Origin of the sequence: Shewanella sp. MR-4 (assembly GCF_000014685.1) — a bacterium.
Taxonomy (GTDB): Bacteria; Pseudomonadota; Gammaproteobacteria; order Enterobacterales; family Shewanellaceae; genus Shewanella.
In genome coordinates this window covers 1,809,036-1,825,766 of sequence record NC_008321.1, presented here as the reverse complement: position 1 = coordinate 1,825,766, position 16,731 = coordinate 1,809,036, and the positions used below count along the sequence as shown (strand labels likewise).

13 protein-coding genes and 4 tRNA genes are annotated in these 16,731 nt (G+C 47.3%); 10 read left to right on the top strand and 7 right to left on the bottom strand.

Features of this window, described 5'->3' with window-relative positions; all coding sequences use genetic code 11:
- The first annotated feature begins 148 nt into the window (after window positions 1-148).
- Together SHEWMR4_RS08175 and fabA are read left to right on the top strand one after the other, a co-directional pair.
- A complete protein-coding gene (locus SHEWMR4_RS08175; RefSeq protein WP_041408746.1) occupies window positions 149-1,882 on the top strand; it encodes an AAA family ATPase in 1,734 nt (577 codons plus the stop codon).
- A gap of 73 nt (window positions 1,883-1,955) precedes the next feature.
- Entirely contained in the window at window positions 1,956-2,471 is a 516-nt protein-coding gene (fabA, locus tag SHEWMR4_RS08170; RefSeq protein ID WP_011622326.1) for a bifunctional 3-hydroxydecanoyl-ACP dehydratase/trans-2-decenoyl-ACP isomerase, read from the top strand.
- 107 nt (window positions 2,472-2,578) lie between these two features.
- Here the strand turns inward: fabA and rmf are convergent, their stop codons facing one another.
- The 5 genes from rmf to rlmKL form a co-directional block, all read right to left on the bottom strand.
- Window positions 2,579-2,755, bottom strand: a complete 177-nt coding sequence (gene rmf, locus SHEWMR4_RS08165) for a ribosome modulation factor (RefSeq protein WP_011071969.1) — start codon at window positions 2,753-2,755, stop codon at window positions 2,579-2,581.
- A gap of 187 nt (window positions 2,756-2,942) precedes the next feature.
- Window positions 2,943-4,769: a DUF3466 family protein gene (locus SHEWMR4_RS08160; RefSeq protein ID WP_011622325.1), complete on the bottom strand. Its 1,827-nt coding sequence runs from the start codon at window positions 4,767-4,769 to the stop codon at window positions 2,943-2,945.
- A 28-nt stretch (window positions 4,770-4,797) separates the two neighbouring features.
- Window positions 4,798-6,720 (bottom strand): ABC transporter ATP-binding protein, encoded by a 1,923-nt coding sequence (locus SHEWMR4_RS08155; protein WP_011622324.1) that lies wholly within the window; start codon window positions 6,718-6,720, stop codon window positions 4,798-4,800.
- A 1-nt stretch (window position 6,721) separates the two neighbouring features.
- Window positions 6,722-6,961, bottom strand: a complete 240-nt coding sequence (locus tag SHEWMR4_RS08150) for a glutaredoxin family protein (RefSeq protein WP_011622323.1) — start codon at window positions 6,959-6,961, stop codon at window positions 6,722-6,724.
- On the bottom strand, window positions 6,954-9,095 hold the full coding sequence (rlmKL, locus tag SHEWMR4_RS08145) for a bifunctional 23S rRNA (guanine(2069)-N(7))-methyltransferase RlmK/23S rRNA (guanine(2445)-N(2))-methyltransferase RlmL (RefSeq protein WP_011622322.1): 2,142 nt from the start codon (window positions 9,093-9,095) through the stop codon (window positions 6,954-6,956). Before rlmKL ends, SHEWMR4_RS08150 begins: the two co-directional genes overlap by 8 nt.
- 257 nt (window positions 9,096-9,352) lie before the next feature.
- On the opposite strand from rlmKL, the gene SHEWMR4_RS08140 reads away from it, so the two are divergent.
- The 8 genes from SHEWMR4_RS08140 to atcC all read left to right on the top strand — a co-directional run bounded on the left by SHEWMR4_RS08140 (window position 9,353) and on the right by atcC (window position 13,028).
- Window positions 9,353-9,429, top strand: a tRNA-Met gene (locus SHEWMR4_RS08140).
- Window positions 9,430-9,467: 38 nt separating this feature from the next.
- Window positions 9,468-9,544 (top strand) — tRNA-Met (locus SHEWMR4_RS08135).
- A gap of 89 nt (window positions 9,545-9,633) precedes the next feature.
- Window positions 9,634-9,710: transfer RNA gene (locus SHEWMR4_RS08130), tRNA-Met, on the top strand.
- Between the two features lie 47 nt (window positions 9,711-9,757).
- Window positions 9,758-9,834: transfer RNA gene (locus SHEWMR4_RS08125), tRNA-Met, on the top strand.
- A gap of 569 nt (window positions 9,835-10,403) precedes the next feature.
- On the top strand, window positions 10,404-10,688 hold the full coding sequence (locus tag SHEWMR4_RS08120) for a J domain-containing protein (protein WP_011622321.1): 285 nt from the start codon (window positions 10,404-10,406) through the stop codon (window positions 10,686-10,688).
- Between the two features lie 141 nt (window positions 10,689-10,829).
- The gene (gene atcA, locus SHEWMR4_RS08115) at window positions 10,830-11,363 is read left to right on the top strand and encodes a cold adaptation protein AtcA (RefSeq protein ID WP_041408745.1); all 534 of its coding nucleotides are present in this window, start codon (window positions 10,830-10,832) and stop codon (window positions 11,361-11,363) included.
- On the top strand, window positions 11,363-12,121 hold the full coding sequence (gene atcB / locus SHEWMR4_RS08110) for a cold adaptation protein AtcB (RefSeq protein WP_011622319.1): 759 nt from the start codon (window positions 11,363-11,365) through the stop codon (window positions 12,119-12,121). Before atcA ends, atcB begins: the two co-directional genes overlap by 1 nt.
- 10 nt (window positions 12,122-12,131) lie before the next feature.
- Window positions 12,132-13,028, top strand: coding sequence for a cold adaptation protein AtcC (atcC, locus tag SHEWMR4_RS08105; RefSeq protein WP_011622318.1), 897 nt, complete (start codon window positions 12,132-12,134; stop codon window positions 13,026-13,028).
- 57 nt (window positions 13,029-13,085) lie between these two features.
- Here atcC and SHEWMR4_RS08100 read toward each other — a convergent pair whose 3' ends face one another.
- Together SHEWMR4_RS08100 and SHEWMR4_RS08095 are read right to left on the bottom strand one after the other, a co-directional pair.
- Window positions 13,086-13,514, bottom strand: coding sequence for a DUF6678 family protein (locus SHEWMR4_RS08100; protein ID WP_011622317.1), 429 nt, complete (start codon window positions 13,512-13,514; stop codon window positions 13,086-13,088).
- A 206-nt stretch (window positions 13,515-13,720) separates the two neighbouring features.
- Complete coding sequence (locus SHEWMR4_RS08095) at window positions 13,721-16,567, bottom strand: ExeM/NucH family extracellular endonuclease (protein WP_011622316.1); 2,847 nt, start codon at window positions 16,565-16,567, stop codon at window positions 13,721-13,723.
- Window positions 16,568-16,731 lie beyond the last annotated feature (164 nt).

Sequence of the window (16,731 nt, the reverse complement as noted above, 5' to 3'; positions counted from 1 at the left end):
CTTATGCTCACCAAGATGTTTTTTCAGGCAAATAGCCAACAAATTTTCAGCAATATCTGAGTAAACCAACGCAAAAACACCTATACAGTAAGAGACTTGCCGTCTTGGTATGGTAAAATCGCGGTAACTTTTCATGGTAAATGCTTATATGAATTCACTCTTGATACCATCATCCTCACTCGCGCCTGAATTTAACCTTCCTACCCTGCCGCAATCGGCCACAGGATTAAAAACCCTGCTTTTAGGGCAAGAACGTGTATTGGATGCCTTTAAGTTACATAACGCCATTGCCGATCAACAGCTGTATCTCGCCGATTTTCCGGGCATCGACCGACAATTAATCATGCAAGCCCTAATGGAAACGGTCGAGCCGTTACCCACCGCCTATTTAGTGGCGGCCCAGCCAGTGGGGAAAACCGTACCATTTCGTTGGCAATACGAAGCGCCGCTTGATAACCAAGACGCGATTGCTGAAAAAAATGTCAGTTACCGTTACCTGAGTGGCAATATCCGCCGTGCTGATCTTCTCGGCCGTATGGTGCAATCGGCAAATGGCAGTCAGTATCAACCCGGTGCCCTCGCCCAGTGCCACTATGTGTTTATCTGCGCCGAATCTCTGTGGAAACGCGAAAGCCTATGGGATCTGGTGATGCAAATTCTGACACAAAAAGAGTATCAGATAAGCAGTCACCTAAGCCCTATTCCGTTAAATTGTAAAATCATTCTTATCGGCGCAGGCTTAATCTACAGCCAAGTCCGCTCCGAAGACTGGGAATTTCAGCGTCACTTTAGCCTGCTGGCAGAGCTGGCGAGTGAACTCGATCTGACCCGCTTTAAAGAAGTGCAATATGCCAGTTGGTTACAAGCCGTGGCTCAGAGCGTTGAGGTTAGCCTAGAACAATCGAGCCTTGCGCCACTGTTTAGACACAGCGCAAGATTAACCGAGCATCAACGCCGTTTAAGCCTGTCGATGCTCGATTTTGCCCAATTAATGGCTCAGGCTAAGGTGTATAGCGGGAAACCCAGCATCAATGCCGCCAGTGTTGAACACGCGCTCGAGCAAGCTAACTATCGCCATAACAGCTCTGAGGAGTTTTCTGGGCAGAGTTTTGATGACAATTTCATAAATCTGCCAACTGAAGGCGCTATGGTAGGTCAGATTAATGGCCTAACGGTTATCGATGCGATTGACCATAGTTACGGCGAACCCGCGCGGATCACCGCAACCGTGCACTATGGTGATGGCGAAGTGGCAGACATTGAAAGAAAGTCCGAGCTAGGTGGCAATATCCACGCCAAGGGCATGATGATCCTTTCTGCCTGTTTGTATCGCATTTTTGGTCGTGATGCTCCGCTACACCTTAATGCCAACATCGTATTCGAACAGTCCTATCAAGAGATCGATGGTGATAGCGCCTCGCTCGCAGAGTATTGTTGTTTGATGTCGGCGATTGCCGAACAGCCGATTATTCAGTCGCTCGCGATTACTGGCGCGTTGGATCAATTTGGCAATGTGCAAGCGATTGGCGGCATAAATGAGAAAATTGAAGGCTTTTTCAATTTGTGTGAACGTCGTGGTCTCACGGGTGAACAGGGCGTGATTATGCCTAAGTCGAACGTTCTGCAGCTTAACCTACACCCGAAAGTCATTACAGCTGTAGGCAAAGGCCAATTCCATATCTATGCCATTGAGCATATGGACGAAGCGGTGGAGCTATTGATGCAGATGCCAGCAGGGGTTGCCAATGAGGATAATGACTTCCCTGCAGACTCCTTGTATGGCCTAGTGCAAGAACGGCTCGATAAGCTCGCGGGGAACGGCGAGGAAGAAATTAGTTTTATGACGAGGTTACTCGCAAAACTGGGATTATTTCGCCATTAATTAGCTGATCGGAGTTGTTTAGCTTACACGTGTTCGCTAATCTTGGCGCTCTTATTGCTGGAGTAGTAAAACAATGAATAAAGCAAACAGTTTCAATAAAGAAGAACTCATCGCCTGTGGCCATGGGAAATTATTTGGGCCAAACTCGCCTCGTCTACCCGTAGATAATATGCTGATGATCGACAGGATAATCACCATTAACGATAATGGCGGCGAATTTGGCAAAGGTGAAATTGTTGCTGAACTCGATATTAATCCAGACCTATGGTTCTTTGGCTGCCACTTCATCAGCGACCCAGTAATGCCAGGTTGTTTAGGCTTAGACGCTATGTGGCAGTTAGTAGGTTTTTACCTCGGTTGGGAAGGCGCCGAGGGTAAAGGCCGCGCACTGGGCGTAGGTGAAGTGAAATTTACCGGACAAGTGTTACCTGGCGCGAAAAAAGTGACTTACAAGCTAAACATCAAGCGTACTATTCATCGTAAATTAGTCATGGGTATTGCCGACGCCATCCTTGAAGTCGATGGTCGTCAAATCTATAGTGCGACCGATTTAAAAGTCGGCGTATTTAGTGATACCTCGACCTTCTAATCGTAGCTATTCCCTACAAGCTAAGATACAAAAATGCCCTCATCTGAGGGCAATTATGCTGCATTACTCTGTCTGTTCAGGGCTATTTAATCCACGAGAAATACTCGTTATTTATTAAATAGCCCATTAACTCGGCCATCCACACCTTCACGCCAACCACCTAACCACTGTGATCGCGAATCAAGATTTGCATAAGGACAAAGCTCTTTAGATCGACCCCCAATACCAGCTTGGAATCCTTTGGAAAAAGCTCTGTCTAAACGATCTCGTTTTTGTCTTTTCATGCAAGCGTCCTCTGTTCTACGTGAAATAGAAGCAACAGCTTCCCCCATAGAGATAGTGCTTTTCAACGCCGAGATCAATCAAAAAATCGACCATTTTATCGACTATTTATTAAACTATTGAGATCGTAGTTAAAAAAAATCGAGGCATTTCGCCTCGATTTTTTAAGTCTGAATTCAAGCTGAAAAATTAGCGAACGCGGCGACGTAACCAGACTAAAGGTAAGGCCAATAACCAAGCGAGAGAAGCAGCGCCTTTACGTTCGTAATTACCAGTGTCAGTGCTGTCATCGACAGTACAAGCTTCACCATTAGTGGTCGGTTTTAACACGACCATACGCGGAACATAGGCCGTAACTGGGTCACCATTACCGCTAAGTTCAAACAGGGGCAGGCCATTTTCACCGACAATAACATTACCTTTCAAATCGAACTGATATGAAGGTTTACGAATAAAGGCAGTTCCCACTATGGTGCCATCTTCATTAATGCTGGTCGCTTCAACAACGAGAATATCGCTATTATAAGTCAGTACTTTGCCAGTACCGTCCTGCACCTCAACCTGATGACGGGTCCAATTACCATCAGCGCCCTTTTCAAAGCCCTTGGATTCACAGGTCAGCAAGTTATTGAGGTTACTGAACTCCCCAGTAGACTTCTCATACAGGAAACCCGCCTTAGGCCGTGGTTTTTCCTTATCATAGGTAGTTTCAATATAACCAACAACTTGGCCTTTATTATTGATATCTTTTGGTTTACTGGACAGATCCGTTGTCGTCGCAGCAAAATCATTGGGGGTGACATAAGGTTTATCTGGCGTATTGATATCAAAGTAGAAGAACTTATCACGCGGATAACCTTGGATATAACTGCGATAACTACCAACAAGAATACCGCTATCGTTTACATCATAGGCAATTGAGCTTGAAATGGACTCGCCCATTGGGATCCAATGGTATTGATAGTTGCCCTCAGCATCTTTACTCCAATAGGCAGCATCTTGGCGTAATCTATCTGTACTACCATTACGGTAAACATGCGAACGTCCCGCGACTACCCCCTCATTATTCACCCCCAGAGCTTGGGCGGTAAACGTAAGCTTATTATCGGTGGCAGGAGTTAATCCAAGCGGTAAAGCTGTGCCCGTTGCAACGCCATTATCCAGTTGCCATACATAGGCACGGGTTTGGTATTGAATATTACGGGTACCTTGAGCATTCGGATATTGCTCGCGCTGTATACACACATCTAATGGTAACGTGTTATCAGTACCTAAACAGTAAGCAACACGATCAGCCGCATAGTTACTGATATCGGTGCTAGCATAACCAACAACTAAATTATTATTGTTAATCGCCGTCGCCGCAGACCAACCGCCTAACTCAACAGTTTTATCCTCTTTAACATACTGGGTGTAAGGCGGCGGTAATGGGATTTCGCTATCCCCTACTTTGGCAAAACCGCGATATTCATAATCACGGTAATACCAGTAGTCGGTTGCATTATCTGTGGTCGCAGTATTTTCTGTTTTCTTTTCAGGGGCAGTCATACTGCCCACTTTCACGCCCGCATCGTTGATGCCGTAATAAAAAGTATCGACTGAGTTGACAACCGAAATATCACTCGGTGGCGTAGTGCCATTGATACTGTCAAAGGTCGGTAACCATGCGCCAGCGGCACCATTTTGCGCAGCGATAAAGGCAAAGTTATTAGCAACAATGGCTTCAGTAATAGAATAAGTAATGGTTTCCTCAGGGGCGATACCATCTTCGACGTCGATAATTCCACCTTCCACGTCAGATGTGCTGAGTTTTTTCTTACCTTTAGCTATACCAACCAACTCATCGTTGGCGTTAACACCCAACGCATAACCATTACGGGTGCCTTCCAGAGAGCCTTGCAGATCATAATTATCAAGGTTGACAATCTCATAGACGGGTGCAGCATGGGCACTGTGTAATACGCCAAGGACACCTAAGGCAACCAAGGACAGGGCTTTATCCAACTTTGACTTCATTAATTCTATTCCCATTTTTATTATTGGTTTACTTCAGTGACTCAAGCTCTTCCCATCGCTCGAAGCAAACTTCCAATTGCTTTTCTTTATCCGCTAACAGGTTCAATGTCTGATTGATTTTATCCTGTGTCTGACTATAAAAATCTGGGCTGGCCACTGTGGTTTGTAATTCGAGGATTTCAGCCTCTAATTTTTCCATCAGCTCTGGCATGGCCTCTAATTCACGCTGTAACTTGTAGGACAGTTTTTTCGCGGCTTTGGCGGGCTCGGCCACTTTAACCTCAGCGGTTTTAGCTGTCGCAGGAGCTTCGACCGTGTTTGGCTGACTAGGTTCCTCAGAATAAAACTTTGCCCCTTGGTCTATAGCGTCTTGATAACCACCGACATACTCGCTCCAATGCCCATTACCCGCATACCACCAGCTGCTGGTGACAGTGTTATCGATAAAGGCCCTATCATGGCTCACGAGTAACAGTGTGCCTTGATATTCAGTCAGCAGCGACTCTAGCAATTCTAGGGTCTCAATATCAAGATCGTTTGTCGGTTCGTCGAGGATAATCAGGTTAGCGGGACGAATAAGGAGCTTAGCAAGCAGTAATCGGTTTTTCTCACCACCCGATAATGCCTTCACTGGAGTACGAGCGCGCATCGGCGAAAATAAGAAGTCCTGCAGATAACTTAAGATATGACGGTCTTGACCATTAATGGTGATGGTCTTTTTACCCTCACCCACGTTATCTTCAACGGTTTGCTCAGGATCTAGCGCCTCACGGTATTGGTCGAAATAGGCAATCTCTAACTTAGTACCGACTTTTACCTCACCCGATTGGGGTTGTAACTTTTCAATCAATAGTTTGATAAGCGTCGATTTACCACAACCGTTCGGGCCAATAAGTGCAATACGGTCGCCACGCAATACCGTAGTATTAAAGTTTTTAACCAGATTTTTATCGGGCAGATTGTAGTTTAAGTCCTTCACATCGAAGACTAACTTACCCGAACGATCGGTATCGGCCACCGCCATCTTAGCATTGCCCTGACGATTCAAGCGTTCGCTGCGTTCTTGGCGCAGTGCTTTCAATGCACGCACGCGGCCTTCGTTGCGGGTACGACGGGCCTTAACGCCTTGGCGGATCCAAACTTCTTCTTCTGCTAAACGTTTATCGAATAATGCATTTTTCTCGGCTTCGACTCGGAGCCACTCCTGCTTACCATCGAGATAAGCTTGGTAATTCCCCGGCCATGAGGTCACTACGCCGCGGTCTAAGTCGACGATGCGAGTTGCCATACGGGCAATAAAGCCCCTGTCGTGGCTGATAAATACAATGGCACCTTGGAAATCCAGCAAGAATTTTTCCAGCCATTCGATAGTATCGATATCTAAGTGGTTAGTTGGCTCATCGAGCAGTAACAAATCTGGTGCACTGACAAGCGCACGGGCAAGCGCCACTTTACGCTGCCAACCACCGGATAATTCACTCAAAGATTTATCGGGATCGAGGCCTAATAATTCACAATTTTGTTTGATACGCGAGTCAAGCTGCCAACCGTTGTGATGATCTAAGGTCTCCTGCAGCTTTTGCATTTGATTGAGCATACGCTCCATCTGCTCAGGATCGGCAAAGGCCACATCATGGGACAGTTGATGGTACTGCTCTAAGGCTTCACCAACTTCCTTTAAGCCCGCAGCGATATAAGAATAGACCGAGCCCTGCTCCGCCTTCGGTGGATCTTGTTGCAAACGGCTGACAGTGACGCTGCCATCGATGTTGAATTCCCCCTCATCGAGCAGCACATCGCCGGATAAAATCTTCAAAAGACTCGACTTGCCCGCGCCGTTGCGGCCCACAATACACACTCGCTCACCACGTTCGATAGTGAAATCGGCATTTTGCAGCAGCGGAGTATAACCATAGGCTAACGAGCCATTATTGATACGAACCAGACTCAAACTAAGCTCCTAAAAATTCTTGTAATTGGGTAGCGTCAAAGGGCCAAAAGAGGCAACGCTCATCCGCAGCCTTCACCACGGGAATACACACGCCATAACGTTCAGCTAAGGCTTCATCATCACAAATATCGATGGCCGTAAAGGGCACCTCGGCGGCATTAAGCAATGCCGCGGCCAGTTCACATAAGTGACACCCTTCGGTGTGGTATAGAATGTAACCCGCTTGCAGTACATTATGCATGGGTGATAAGCCAAGTGTTATGGATATGGGGATTGCGCTTGTAATCCATAGGCAAGGTCAGATCATCGATGTTTTCCACCTTGATTTTCATCTTGGCCAAGGTTTCAGTGTCCATCTTAAACTTGCGTTTGTTGTTGGAGAACACTATCTCCCCATTTGGACTTAACAGCTTGATGAGCATGCCGAGTAAATTCACATGGTCACGTTGCACATCGAAGGAATCTTCCATCCGCTTGGAGTTAGAGAAGGTCGGCGGATCGATAAAAATCAAATCATATTGCGCGGATTTATCGAGCGCACTATCGCGGATCCATTGCAAACAATCGGCCTGAACAAACTCATACTGCTTGCCACTGAGATCGTTTAACGCAAAGTTTTCCTTCGCCCACGCCAGATAGGTGTTTGACATATCAACCGTGGTGACCGACTTAGCGCCACCTAATGCGGCATGCACAGAGGCGGAACCAGTGTAAGAGAACAGGTTCAATACCCGGCGCCCTTTCGATTTTTGTCCCACTAAACGGCGGGTTAATCTGTGGTCAAGGAACAAGCCTGTATCCAAATAGCCCGTCAGGTTCAGCTTAAACTTAGCGCCATATTCGGTGGTGATAAGTTCAAGCTTACGCTCATCCAGCTTTTGATATTGATTAGTGCCCTTTTGACGCTCACGGGTCTTCATAGTGATCTTATGCGGATCGACACCAATAGCAGCAGGCAGAGCCAGTAGCACATCGCTTAAACGGCGTTTTGTCACGGCCTCTGGAATACTGGCTGGCGCCATATATTCCTGCACCACGATATGGTCTAAATAGCGGTCGACCGCGACGTTATATTCGGGAATGTCGGCATCATATAAACGGTAACTGTCGATACCTTCTTTTTTCGCCCACTTTTCTAATTGCTTAGCGTTTTTCTTAATACGGTTCGCAAAAGCTGGTGCGATATCGGCAATATCCACGCCTTCTGGCAATACAGGCGTATCACGGCGAGTACTTTGCGCGTGCAAGGTATAAAGGTTAAAGGCACACTCTAGCGCACCGTTAAACATCTTCATCTGCTTATCGGCTTTGAGTTTAAGCGCCGAAATCAGCTCGATATCGCTACAGAGCATGGCCACTTTCCAGCCGCCAAACTCCTTCTTAAACTTGTCGCCTAATTGGTAATACAGCTGTAATAGCTCAGAGACACTGCCTAAACGTTCACCGTAGGGAGGGTTAGTAATCAAGTAACCTTCGCCAGCGGGCGGCTCGACATTCAGCGCATTAGCCACTTTAAAGTCAATCAGTTCAAGTACACCGGCGTTTTGCGCATTACGTTTTGCCAGTGCCACTAAGCGCGAATCGATATCCGAGCCGTAGAACTTCACGTCACAACGTTTTACACCTAAGGATGCGCGCGCCTTGGCCTCTTCTAAAATCTCATGCCAGGTGGCTTTATCGTGGCGGCGCCAATGTTCAAAACCAAAACGGCTGCGCTGCAATCCTGGGGCAATATCGGCAGCCATTAATGCGGCCTCAATCAGCACAGTACCGCTACCGCAGAAAGGATCGAGCAAGGTGGTTGGCGCGGCTTTCCAGCCACTGCGTACTAACATGTTGGCGGCGAGGTTTTCTTTTAATGGGGCTTCACCGGTCGTAGAGCGATAACCGCGTTGATGCAAGGAAGGTCCCGAGAAGTTCATCGCAATGGTAATCACCCCATTACGGAAATGGGCGTCGATTTTAATGTCGGCATCGATACGGGCGACGTTTGGACGGGCATCACCGTCATCACGGAAACGGTCAACAATCGCATCTTTAATCTTTAACGCACCAAACTGGGTGTTGTTGATAAAGCCGCCAGTGCCGTGAAAATCGATACTAAAGGTGTTGCGATTGGAGAAATGGGATGACCAATCAATACAATAAGCTGCGTTATATAATTGCTCCGCCGACTCACAGGGGCCCTTATAGATCACCAGCACGATACGGCTGGCCAAACGTGTCCACAGGGTAATACGGTAAGCTAAGGCAAGCGGCGCGGTAAAATAGACACCGGCAACACTTTCTTTAATCTCAGTCGCACCAAATTCTGTCAGTTCTTGGGCTAAGCTATATTCAAAGCCCTTAGGGGCGGCAGCAAAAAAATTAAGCATGGGATAATCAATACGCAGTCAAAATCAAACCGACATTATACCTGTGAAGCGACATAAAAGATAAACAGTTATTAGCCGAAACTCGATTTAGTCAGGCAGTTAACCCACATTTAACTCGCTCAAATCCCAGATAACGGCCAAGACTGGACGAATTCCCCGCACTACGCTTTATATTTAAGCATTCACCCGTTTTTTTAGAATTCCTCCTTGCAATGCCACAGCGCTGCCGTTATAGTTCGCCCCGCTTTGAAGACGGACGCGGGATGGAGCAGCTTGGTAGCTCGTCGGGCTCATAACCCGAAGGTCGTTGGTTCAAATCCAGCTCCCGCAACCAATTTAAAGCAAAGGTAAGTAATACAGATAGATATCGGACGCGGGATGGAGCAGCTTGGTAGCTCGTCGGGCTCATAACCCGAAGGTCGTTGGTTCAAATCCAGCTCCCGCAACCAATCTAGATATATATGCTTATAAAAAGAAATCGCCCTTGGGCAATTCTTAGATAACAGAATAAAAACAGTTATTCGCAGCGTTAATCGGACGCGGGATGGAGCAGCATGGTAGCTCGTCGGGCTCATAACCCGAAGGTCGTCGGTTCAAATCCGGCTCCCGCAACCAATTCTTAGATGACAGAATTAAAAAAGTTATTAACAGTGTTAATCGGACGCGGGATGGAGCAGCATGGTAGCTCGTCGGGCTCATAACCCGAAGGTCGTCGGTTCAAATCCGGCTCCCGCAACCAATTAAAACAAAGTAGCGACTGGGCCAGCATTAAGCTGGTTTTTTTGTGCCCGAAATTCGTCTTACAGAGTTTCACCAAGCTAGCTCGTAGCCCTCAACCCTTTATAAACAACAGACGAAGGTCGTTGGTTAAAATCCGACTCCCGCAACCCATTTAAACAAAGTAACGACTAGGCCAGCATTAAGCTGGTTTTTTTGTACCCGAAATTCATGTAGCCAAAATTTATCTTGGCTTTATTTGCTTTTATCGTTTATCTAAGCGATCGAGCTATATCGGATTACGATGAACGAAAACACATCCATTCACTCGCGGTAAAATAACAATGTGAGCAGCTAGGTGTGCCCAAAGCACCTAAGTCAACACTCGTCGTCTGCCCTCACTGTTGCCTATGCTCACAAACCACAATTAAGTACTCACTTTTCCCCATAAATGCCGCCATAGTCATTTGCCGCCAAACAAGCATTTCTGCTATGATCCGTCGCTGACTAATCATAATTCCACAAATTGACAGATAATCAGCACTTAGCCTTTTATCTTGCGATACCAACCCATCGCCTGCAGGTACAAATATGATTAACCACTTTAGTGTGCTCGGTATCAAACCTAGCGCCAAAGAAGACGACATTAAAAAAGCCTATCGCCGGCTCTCAAACAAATACCATCCCGATAAGTTGTTAGGTGCCTCTGATGAAGAAAAAGAGCAAGCATCACAACAACTTGAGCGCGTTAAAAAAGCTTATGAAGTGCTCTCAGATCCCAAGCTTAGAAATGCGTTTATCCGAGACTTCAACAATGTGATCGTAACCGATCCCAATGGCGCCATGCGCGAATTATGGGATCAGTTTTACCCTTAAGCGGGTTATTTCCAGTGCAACGCTGGGAGTGCCAAATTAATGAGCTTTGTTTGCCAAGCCCCTTAATTTGGACCTTTTATTGCAACACGGTTTATTTTGAGAAGCTGTTTGTTTGATAGCTTTTTATTTCGAGACATGCCCATGGCCAAAAAACTGAATATCTCACGCATTAATGAGCTTAAGACCAATGCCTACGACAATATCGAGTCCTATGATGACCCGGATACGCCCAAGGCATTGGAACAATTTACTAGTCAAATCAAAAAAGTATTACAGGCCGATCCAAAAATGCTCGAGTCAGTACCCGAGTACCTGCCTGTGGCACTCTATGGCCGAGTAAAATTTCCAAGTGACGCCAAGCTTAAGTGGGCTCACTGGATTAACACCGCAACGCAGCCCGAGTGGGACGAGTTCAAGGTCACTATTGGCTTTAATAATGCCGATGTCCCATTAGTGCAGGCGGTGCGCGCCTATTCAGAAGATTTATTGATTGAAAGCTGCGCCGTACTCTATTTACTGGAAAACCAAGGCAAAAGTGCACCTGCACCTAAACGCAGCGCTGACGATCATTTTGAAGACGAAGACAGTGATTACGCCGATTATTCCGATGACGACGATGATGACGGCGAAGAGGAAGATGGCTACTACGATCACTACGATGATGAGGACCGCTAATGAACACTAGTCTCATTGAAATAACCGTTGCCGAGATTAAAGAACTCGCCGATGTCGAGCCAAAACAGGCCAGTAAACGTTTCGAACTCATCGCCACCACAATGAACGATGAGCAATTAGTCGAAGTCATTGAAAAAATGGACATTGTGACCCTGACGCAAATCAACAGTCACCACGATATCTCCTGCCCGTCAATTATGTCGGAGCTGATGACCCCTGAGCAAATTCGCGACATCGTCTGTCAGCAACCTTTGTATTGGGAAGAAAAAATCAAGAACAATGCCGAAGAACTCATTCAGCATACCTTTGATTTTTTGACCTATTTAATTCGCATCCAAGATAGCGAAGAAAAACAAACTGCTATTTTAGAATGCATTGCCGAAGATCCCGCCGGCCTCTTCTATCTGTCTATCCCCTTTATCGAGATGATGTTGGGTGAGCGCCACGACGATGAAGACCACTTCAACGATTATTATGACGATGAAGAAGATACCGACACCGTCGGCTATGACAGCCGTGCCGCCAGTGAAGAAGCCCATAGCTTAAGCCTAGATGACCCACGTAGTCTGATGGCGTTAATCCATGAGCTGGCACCCGATGTAGAAAAAGCCATTAAAAACCTGCTGCGTAACGAAAGCTCTGGCTGGGAGATGATCATTAATAAGTTCGTCAATGAACTGGTTATCCAAGCCAAAGAGAAAAACCAAGTCACGGACGAATACGCTGAAGTGGATGATATGTTTAGCTTTTTAGATTAAGGATCCCTAGATGCAACTGGTACTGCGTGATTTAGACCAAGGCCCATACCTGAGCAAGGTGTTGGCCAAAGGCCAAGCAGACGACACCCTTAGCGGTGAGCAGCTCGCACAAATCAAATCTAAAGCCATTTTGATGAGCCTCAAATTGGCGGATAAGTTCTACAACAAGTACAAGATGCACTTACTGGAACAGGCGGCGCACGATGTGATTGGCGTTGTCAGCCTCGGATTAATGGAACTGTCTGATCAGGATCAACAGCAAGCGGTGCGTTTATTGCTCACCAGCGACGGCGTAGTCAAATGCTTCCAAAAGGGTTGGAGCATGCTCAGCGTCGTCAGCAAACATAAGCTGGCGAATGGTAAGTCGCTCTATGGTGATGTGGACAAATTCCTGCTGGAACAAGTCTCTACGCCGCCTGATGCCGAAGAGTGGCTGGGCTATGAGGCCTACCAGGATGCCTTGGCCGAGCACCAACGTCAGCAATCGATTGCGGCACTCATGGCGCAGTTTTATGCCCAAACCAGCTATGATCCTTTGGATTTCTTAAATCTGGAGAGCGTATTGGCCGAAGCCGTGCTGTATCGGATGTTGTTTGATAATGCCAAAGTCAGACAAGATCTGAAAAAGCGCATTGCCAAAATCAGCTTGCAGGACGAATGGTTTAGCCTTGAGTATATCGAGCAGCAAACCCAAAAAGCCTTGGCGGAACTCCCTGCGGAGCTGGCCGAGACTATCGGTAAAGATTTGGGCAAAAACTTTGCGCCAGCATTGCTGCGTACATTGAATTTCGCGAAAAGCTACCGCGAACTGCAGCTTAGCGATGCCTCACCTGAGCGTTTAGAAAGATTCGAGCATAAAGAAGGACTCGTCGGTCTACTCGGCTGGCCGCTTTATATAGTGCTTTAATCCTAATCGGGGCGCTAATCAATTAGCGCCCTCTTTTTATCTGCCGTCTGAATTTGCTTACGCTTCCTTTATGGTCTCGCCATCAGGTGCAATACAAAATACCGGCATCGCCGCATCGGGGCGAAGATAGCCCCAAATCCTGAGCCCTTGTGCTTCTTTACTGTAGGGGAGCCGATACTTGTGCAGTTGCGCCTCGATATAGGCAGTAAAATCCGTGGTCTTTTCCGGCAGTAATCTGCCGCGGTGTTCTCTTTTGAATGGATCAACCTCAAGCCATTCAATCCGCTCGCAAATTGCGAGTAACTCCTCCCACCACACTGGCGTAAAACCTAGGTTTGGCCCTTCATCTTCCAGCAACTTATAACGCACATGGGGCATAAACTCTGGCTTTTCATGGAGTGCCAGCTCAAGCTGACGCCATTTAGTGAGGCTCATCACTGAGGTTAATTGATGCTGATTGAGGTACGCCAAGGTGTCTGCATTCATTGTGATGCGCCTGCTCCCTGTGAGTAAAAATCCTTAAGTGGCTTCATCTTAGCGCAAGCGGATAGATACTTAAATCGACTTAGTTTGAATTTAGAGCACGTTATGGTCAGTTGATACAGTCAGTTAAGATAGTCATTAAGTAAGTGAATAAACGTAAAAAAGCCTGCAATAGCAGGCTTTTGATATTTAAAGAAAGGGGCTAACGCTTAACGGAACGTCAGTGACGTGGTATCCGTTAATTTATCATTGTCTTTCACGGTTAACTCGACCGTATGGAGTCCGCGGCGAGCTGGACGAAACACCACAGGACCACTTGCACGGCTACCGTTATCAAACTTCCACTTATGCTGCTTGATCACACCGTCTGTGTCATAGCTGGTCGAAATAAACATATCGACTAGCCATAAATTGATGTGTTGAATTTGCGCAACGGGTGGCTTTTTCACGTTCTCAACCACGACAGACACCATTTGTGAGCTGCTATGGCTTAAACCGTCATTATCGGTCACGGTTAACGTCACAAGATAATCACCAGTTTGCGCATAGGTGTGGGATACGGCCTCTCCCATGGTTTGAGTGTTGTCACCAAAGTCCCACTCAGTAGAGACGATTTGGCCGTCGCTATCTGTTGAAGTAGAGGTAAATTGCACACTCGCACCATTCACAACCTGAGTGAAGCTGGCTTCAGGAGCAAGGTTTTCCGCTTCGAGCAGGAGTGAAATCACCACAGGATCATGATCCGATGAACGATAAGCATCACTGGCGTACAGGTCTTGCACCTGCGCAGCCGTCTTGAACTCTTCGTTGTAATCTAACACGCGCGGCTCGTCGGTATTGATATGCCACTCGGTCACATCTAGGACTTTATCCACTAACGCAGCATTGGCCAGCGCATGGTCTAACTGCCCCGATTCACCCGAGAATACATAGGAATAAGGATTGGCTTTTTCGAGTTTTGCAAACAACTCGCTAAAGCCAGCGTTAGCCAATGCGCTTAGCGGATCTTCCTTGGCATAGGAGTTTAAGTCGCCAATCAGCAGTACGCCTTGCTCTGGATACTGCGCGGCAATCCACTGCCCCGCCGCCGTTGCTGCGCGGGTACGGGTAATATTGCAGTTACCTTGGCCATCGTTCATATCTGGATCGCCAGCACACTCACTGCCCTTAGATTTCAAGTGATTAACTGCAACGACCACACTCTCCTCACTGCCGTTTAGCGCGAAGGCTTGAGTCAACATAGGGCGATTTTTGCTGTCGTCGAACTGCGGCTGCCCGGCGTCATCTAAGGGAGAGTTCGCGCTCGATAAAATACGCGCATCACCCTGAGGGCTCACTTTGTCACTGCGATAAATTAAACCAACGGTAATCGCATCCGTACCGATCGCGCTTAAGTTGCTGCCATTGACCTTTGGAATAACATAGGCATAACGATTTTCACCCACGGCGGCATTGAGGCCCGCCACGAGATCGGCAATCGCCGAGTTGGCGCCAAAGCCATCGTTCTCGATTTCCATCAGACCAAACACATCGGCACTGATCCCCACCATAGCGCTGACAATCTTCGCTTTTTGACGCTCAAACTCACTCAGGGTATTGGCACCGCGCGAAGTAGGGAAACCACCGCCCTGCCCATCGCCATTAAAGTAGTTCAGTACGTTAAAGCTAGCGACTTTCAGGTTGCCACCTTCGGCAAGCTCTGGCGATTGTGGACGAGGATTTTCCGCCACAAAATTAACTGGCTCAGTCGGCATAATGCGATAAAGATTAAAGCCATAGTGCATGACGCCCGTCAGGCTCGTGGCTTTATCGCCCACACGCACAGTGTTCGACGCGCTTAAACCTGGCGCAGGGAAAATCACAGGATCAGGGTTCTGCGCCGTTAGGCCATCGTCGAGTAAAATACTGTCTTTAAGATTGGCCGCAGTGACGGCCAAGGCATCGGCACCTGGCGCAGCGACTTGTGTCCCGATAAAGTGACGGCTGCTACCGAGTGATATTTCACCATAGCGGCCCAAGTTGTATACTTCGTTCACGACCAGATCTTGGCTAAAGCGGACGCGCATGCCTTCAAATGGTTCAAAGTCATCGCTCGAATTCACAGGTAATGTCACCACGGCGGCTGTGGGTAGGGTTTGTCCGGCGGCGCACAGTTTATGATCGGCAACGGTAGTCAGTTCCGTTAAGCCTTGATATTCAGTGACTTTAGCCTTTAAGCGTACACGGTCGCCCGCCACGTAACCCGTAGGCGCATTACCGGTATAAACAAACACCCCTTCCGAGGTTTGAGGATCGTTATCGGCTTCGTTGTCGGCCATTTGCACGAAGATGCCCTTTAGGCCAGCTTCTTGGTTACTCACCACTATGGCTTCTACCACTAAGGTTTGTCCGTTTAACGGACTGACATTGGTCGAACCTTGTAGGGCATGGATAGGCGTTGAGGCTTCACCACAGGCTAATGAACTCGGTGGCGGTTCAACAGGATCGGTGGGAGTGCCCACGCTGAACTTACCCAGATCCGAGATATCGTCTTTGGCAAAACCTAACCATGTATTAAAGGTGACAGCATCATCAATAATGGTATCGGCGATTAGCTGATCGGGATTGCGGCGCAGGGTATTGTCCTGCGTCGATAAATCACTACTGCCCCACTCACTGCCGGGATCGACACCCACTTGACCTAAGCTATCAATCACTTGGTCTTGATAGGTCAGCACAATGGCATCATCACCATTGAAAAAACTCGCGCTGCTTTGTTGATTCGTCACCGCCAGAATATCCGCCGATGCGTCGTTATCAGCAACCACATAAGTCGCACCTGCGGCTAAGGTACCGTTTAGGGCGATAGTTGTGCCCACATTGGTGCTGCCATTAAAATAGAAGCGCAATTGATACTGGCTTAAATCGAGAGTGTTGGCAGTTGGGTTGTACAGCTCAATGGCTTTGTTATTGCTGCTGCCTTCAACATATTCAGAAATAATCAGATTATCGGCAGCATGGGCAAACCCACACACGCTACTGATGGCTAACGCCAACAGTGTTTTGTTATTAAACATAATGACCCCTAATAAGTATCTTTTTTATATTGGTATTGAAGTTAAAGACTTACGATTTTTCGAAGCGCTTAGCCTCGAAAACTGACGATACTATAGGGAATCAAGGTTACAAATTAGTTGCACGCAAGTTGCAACTTAAGATGGATATTTAGGCGACGATTTAG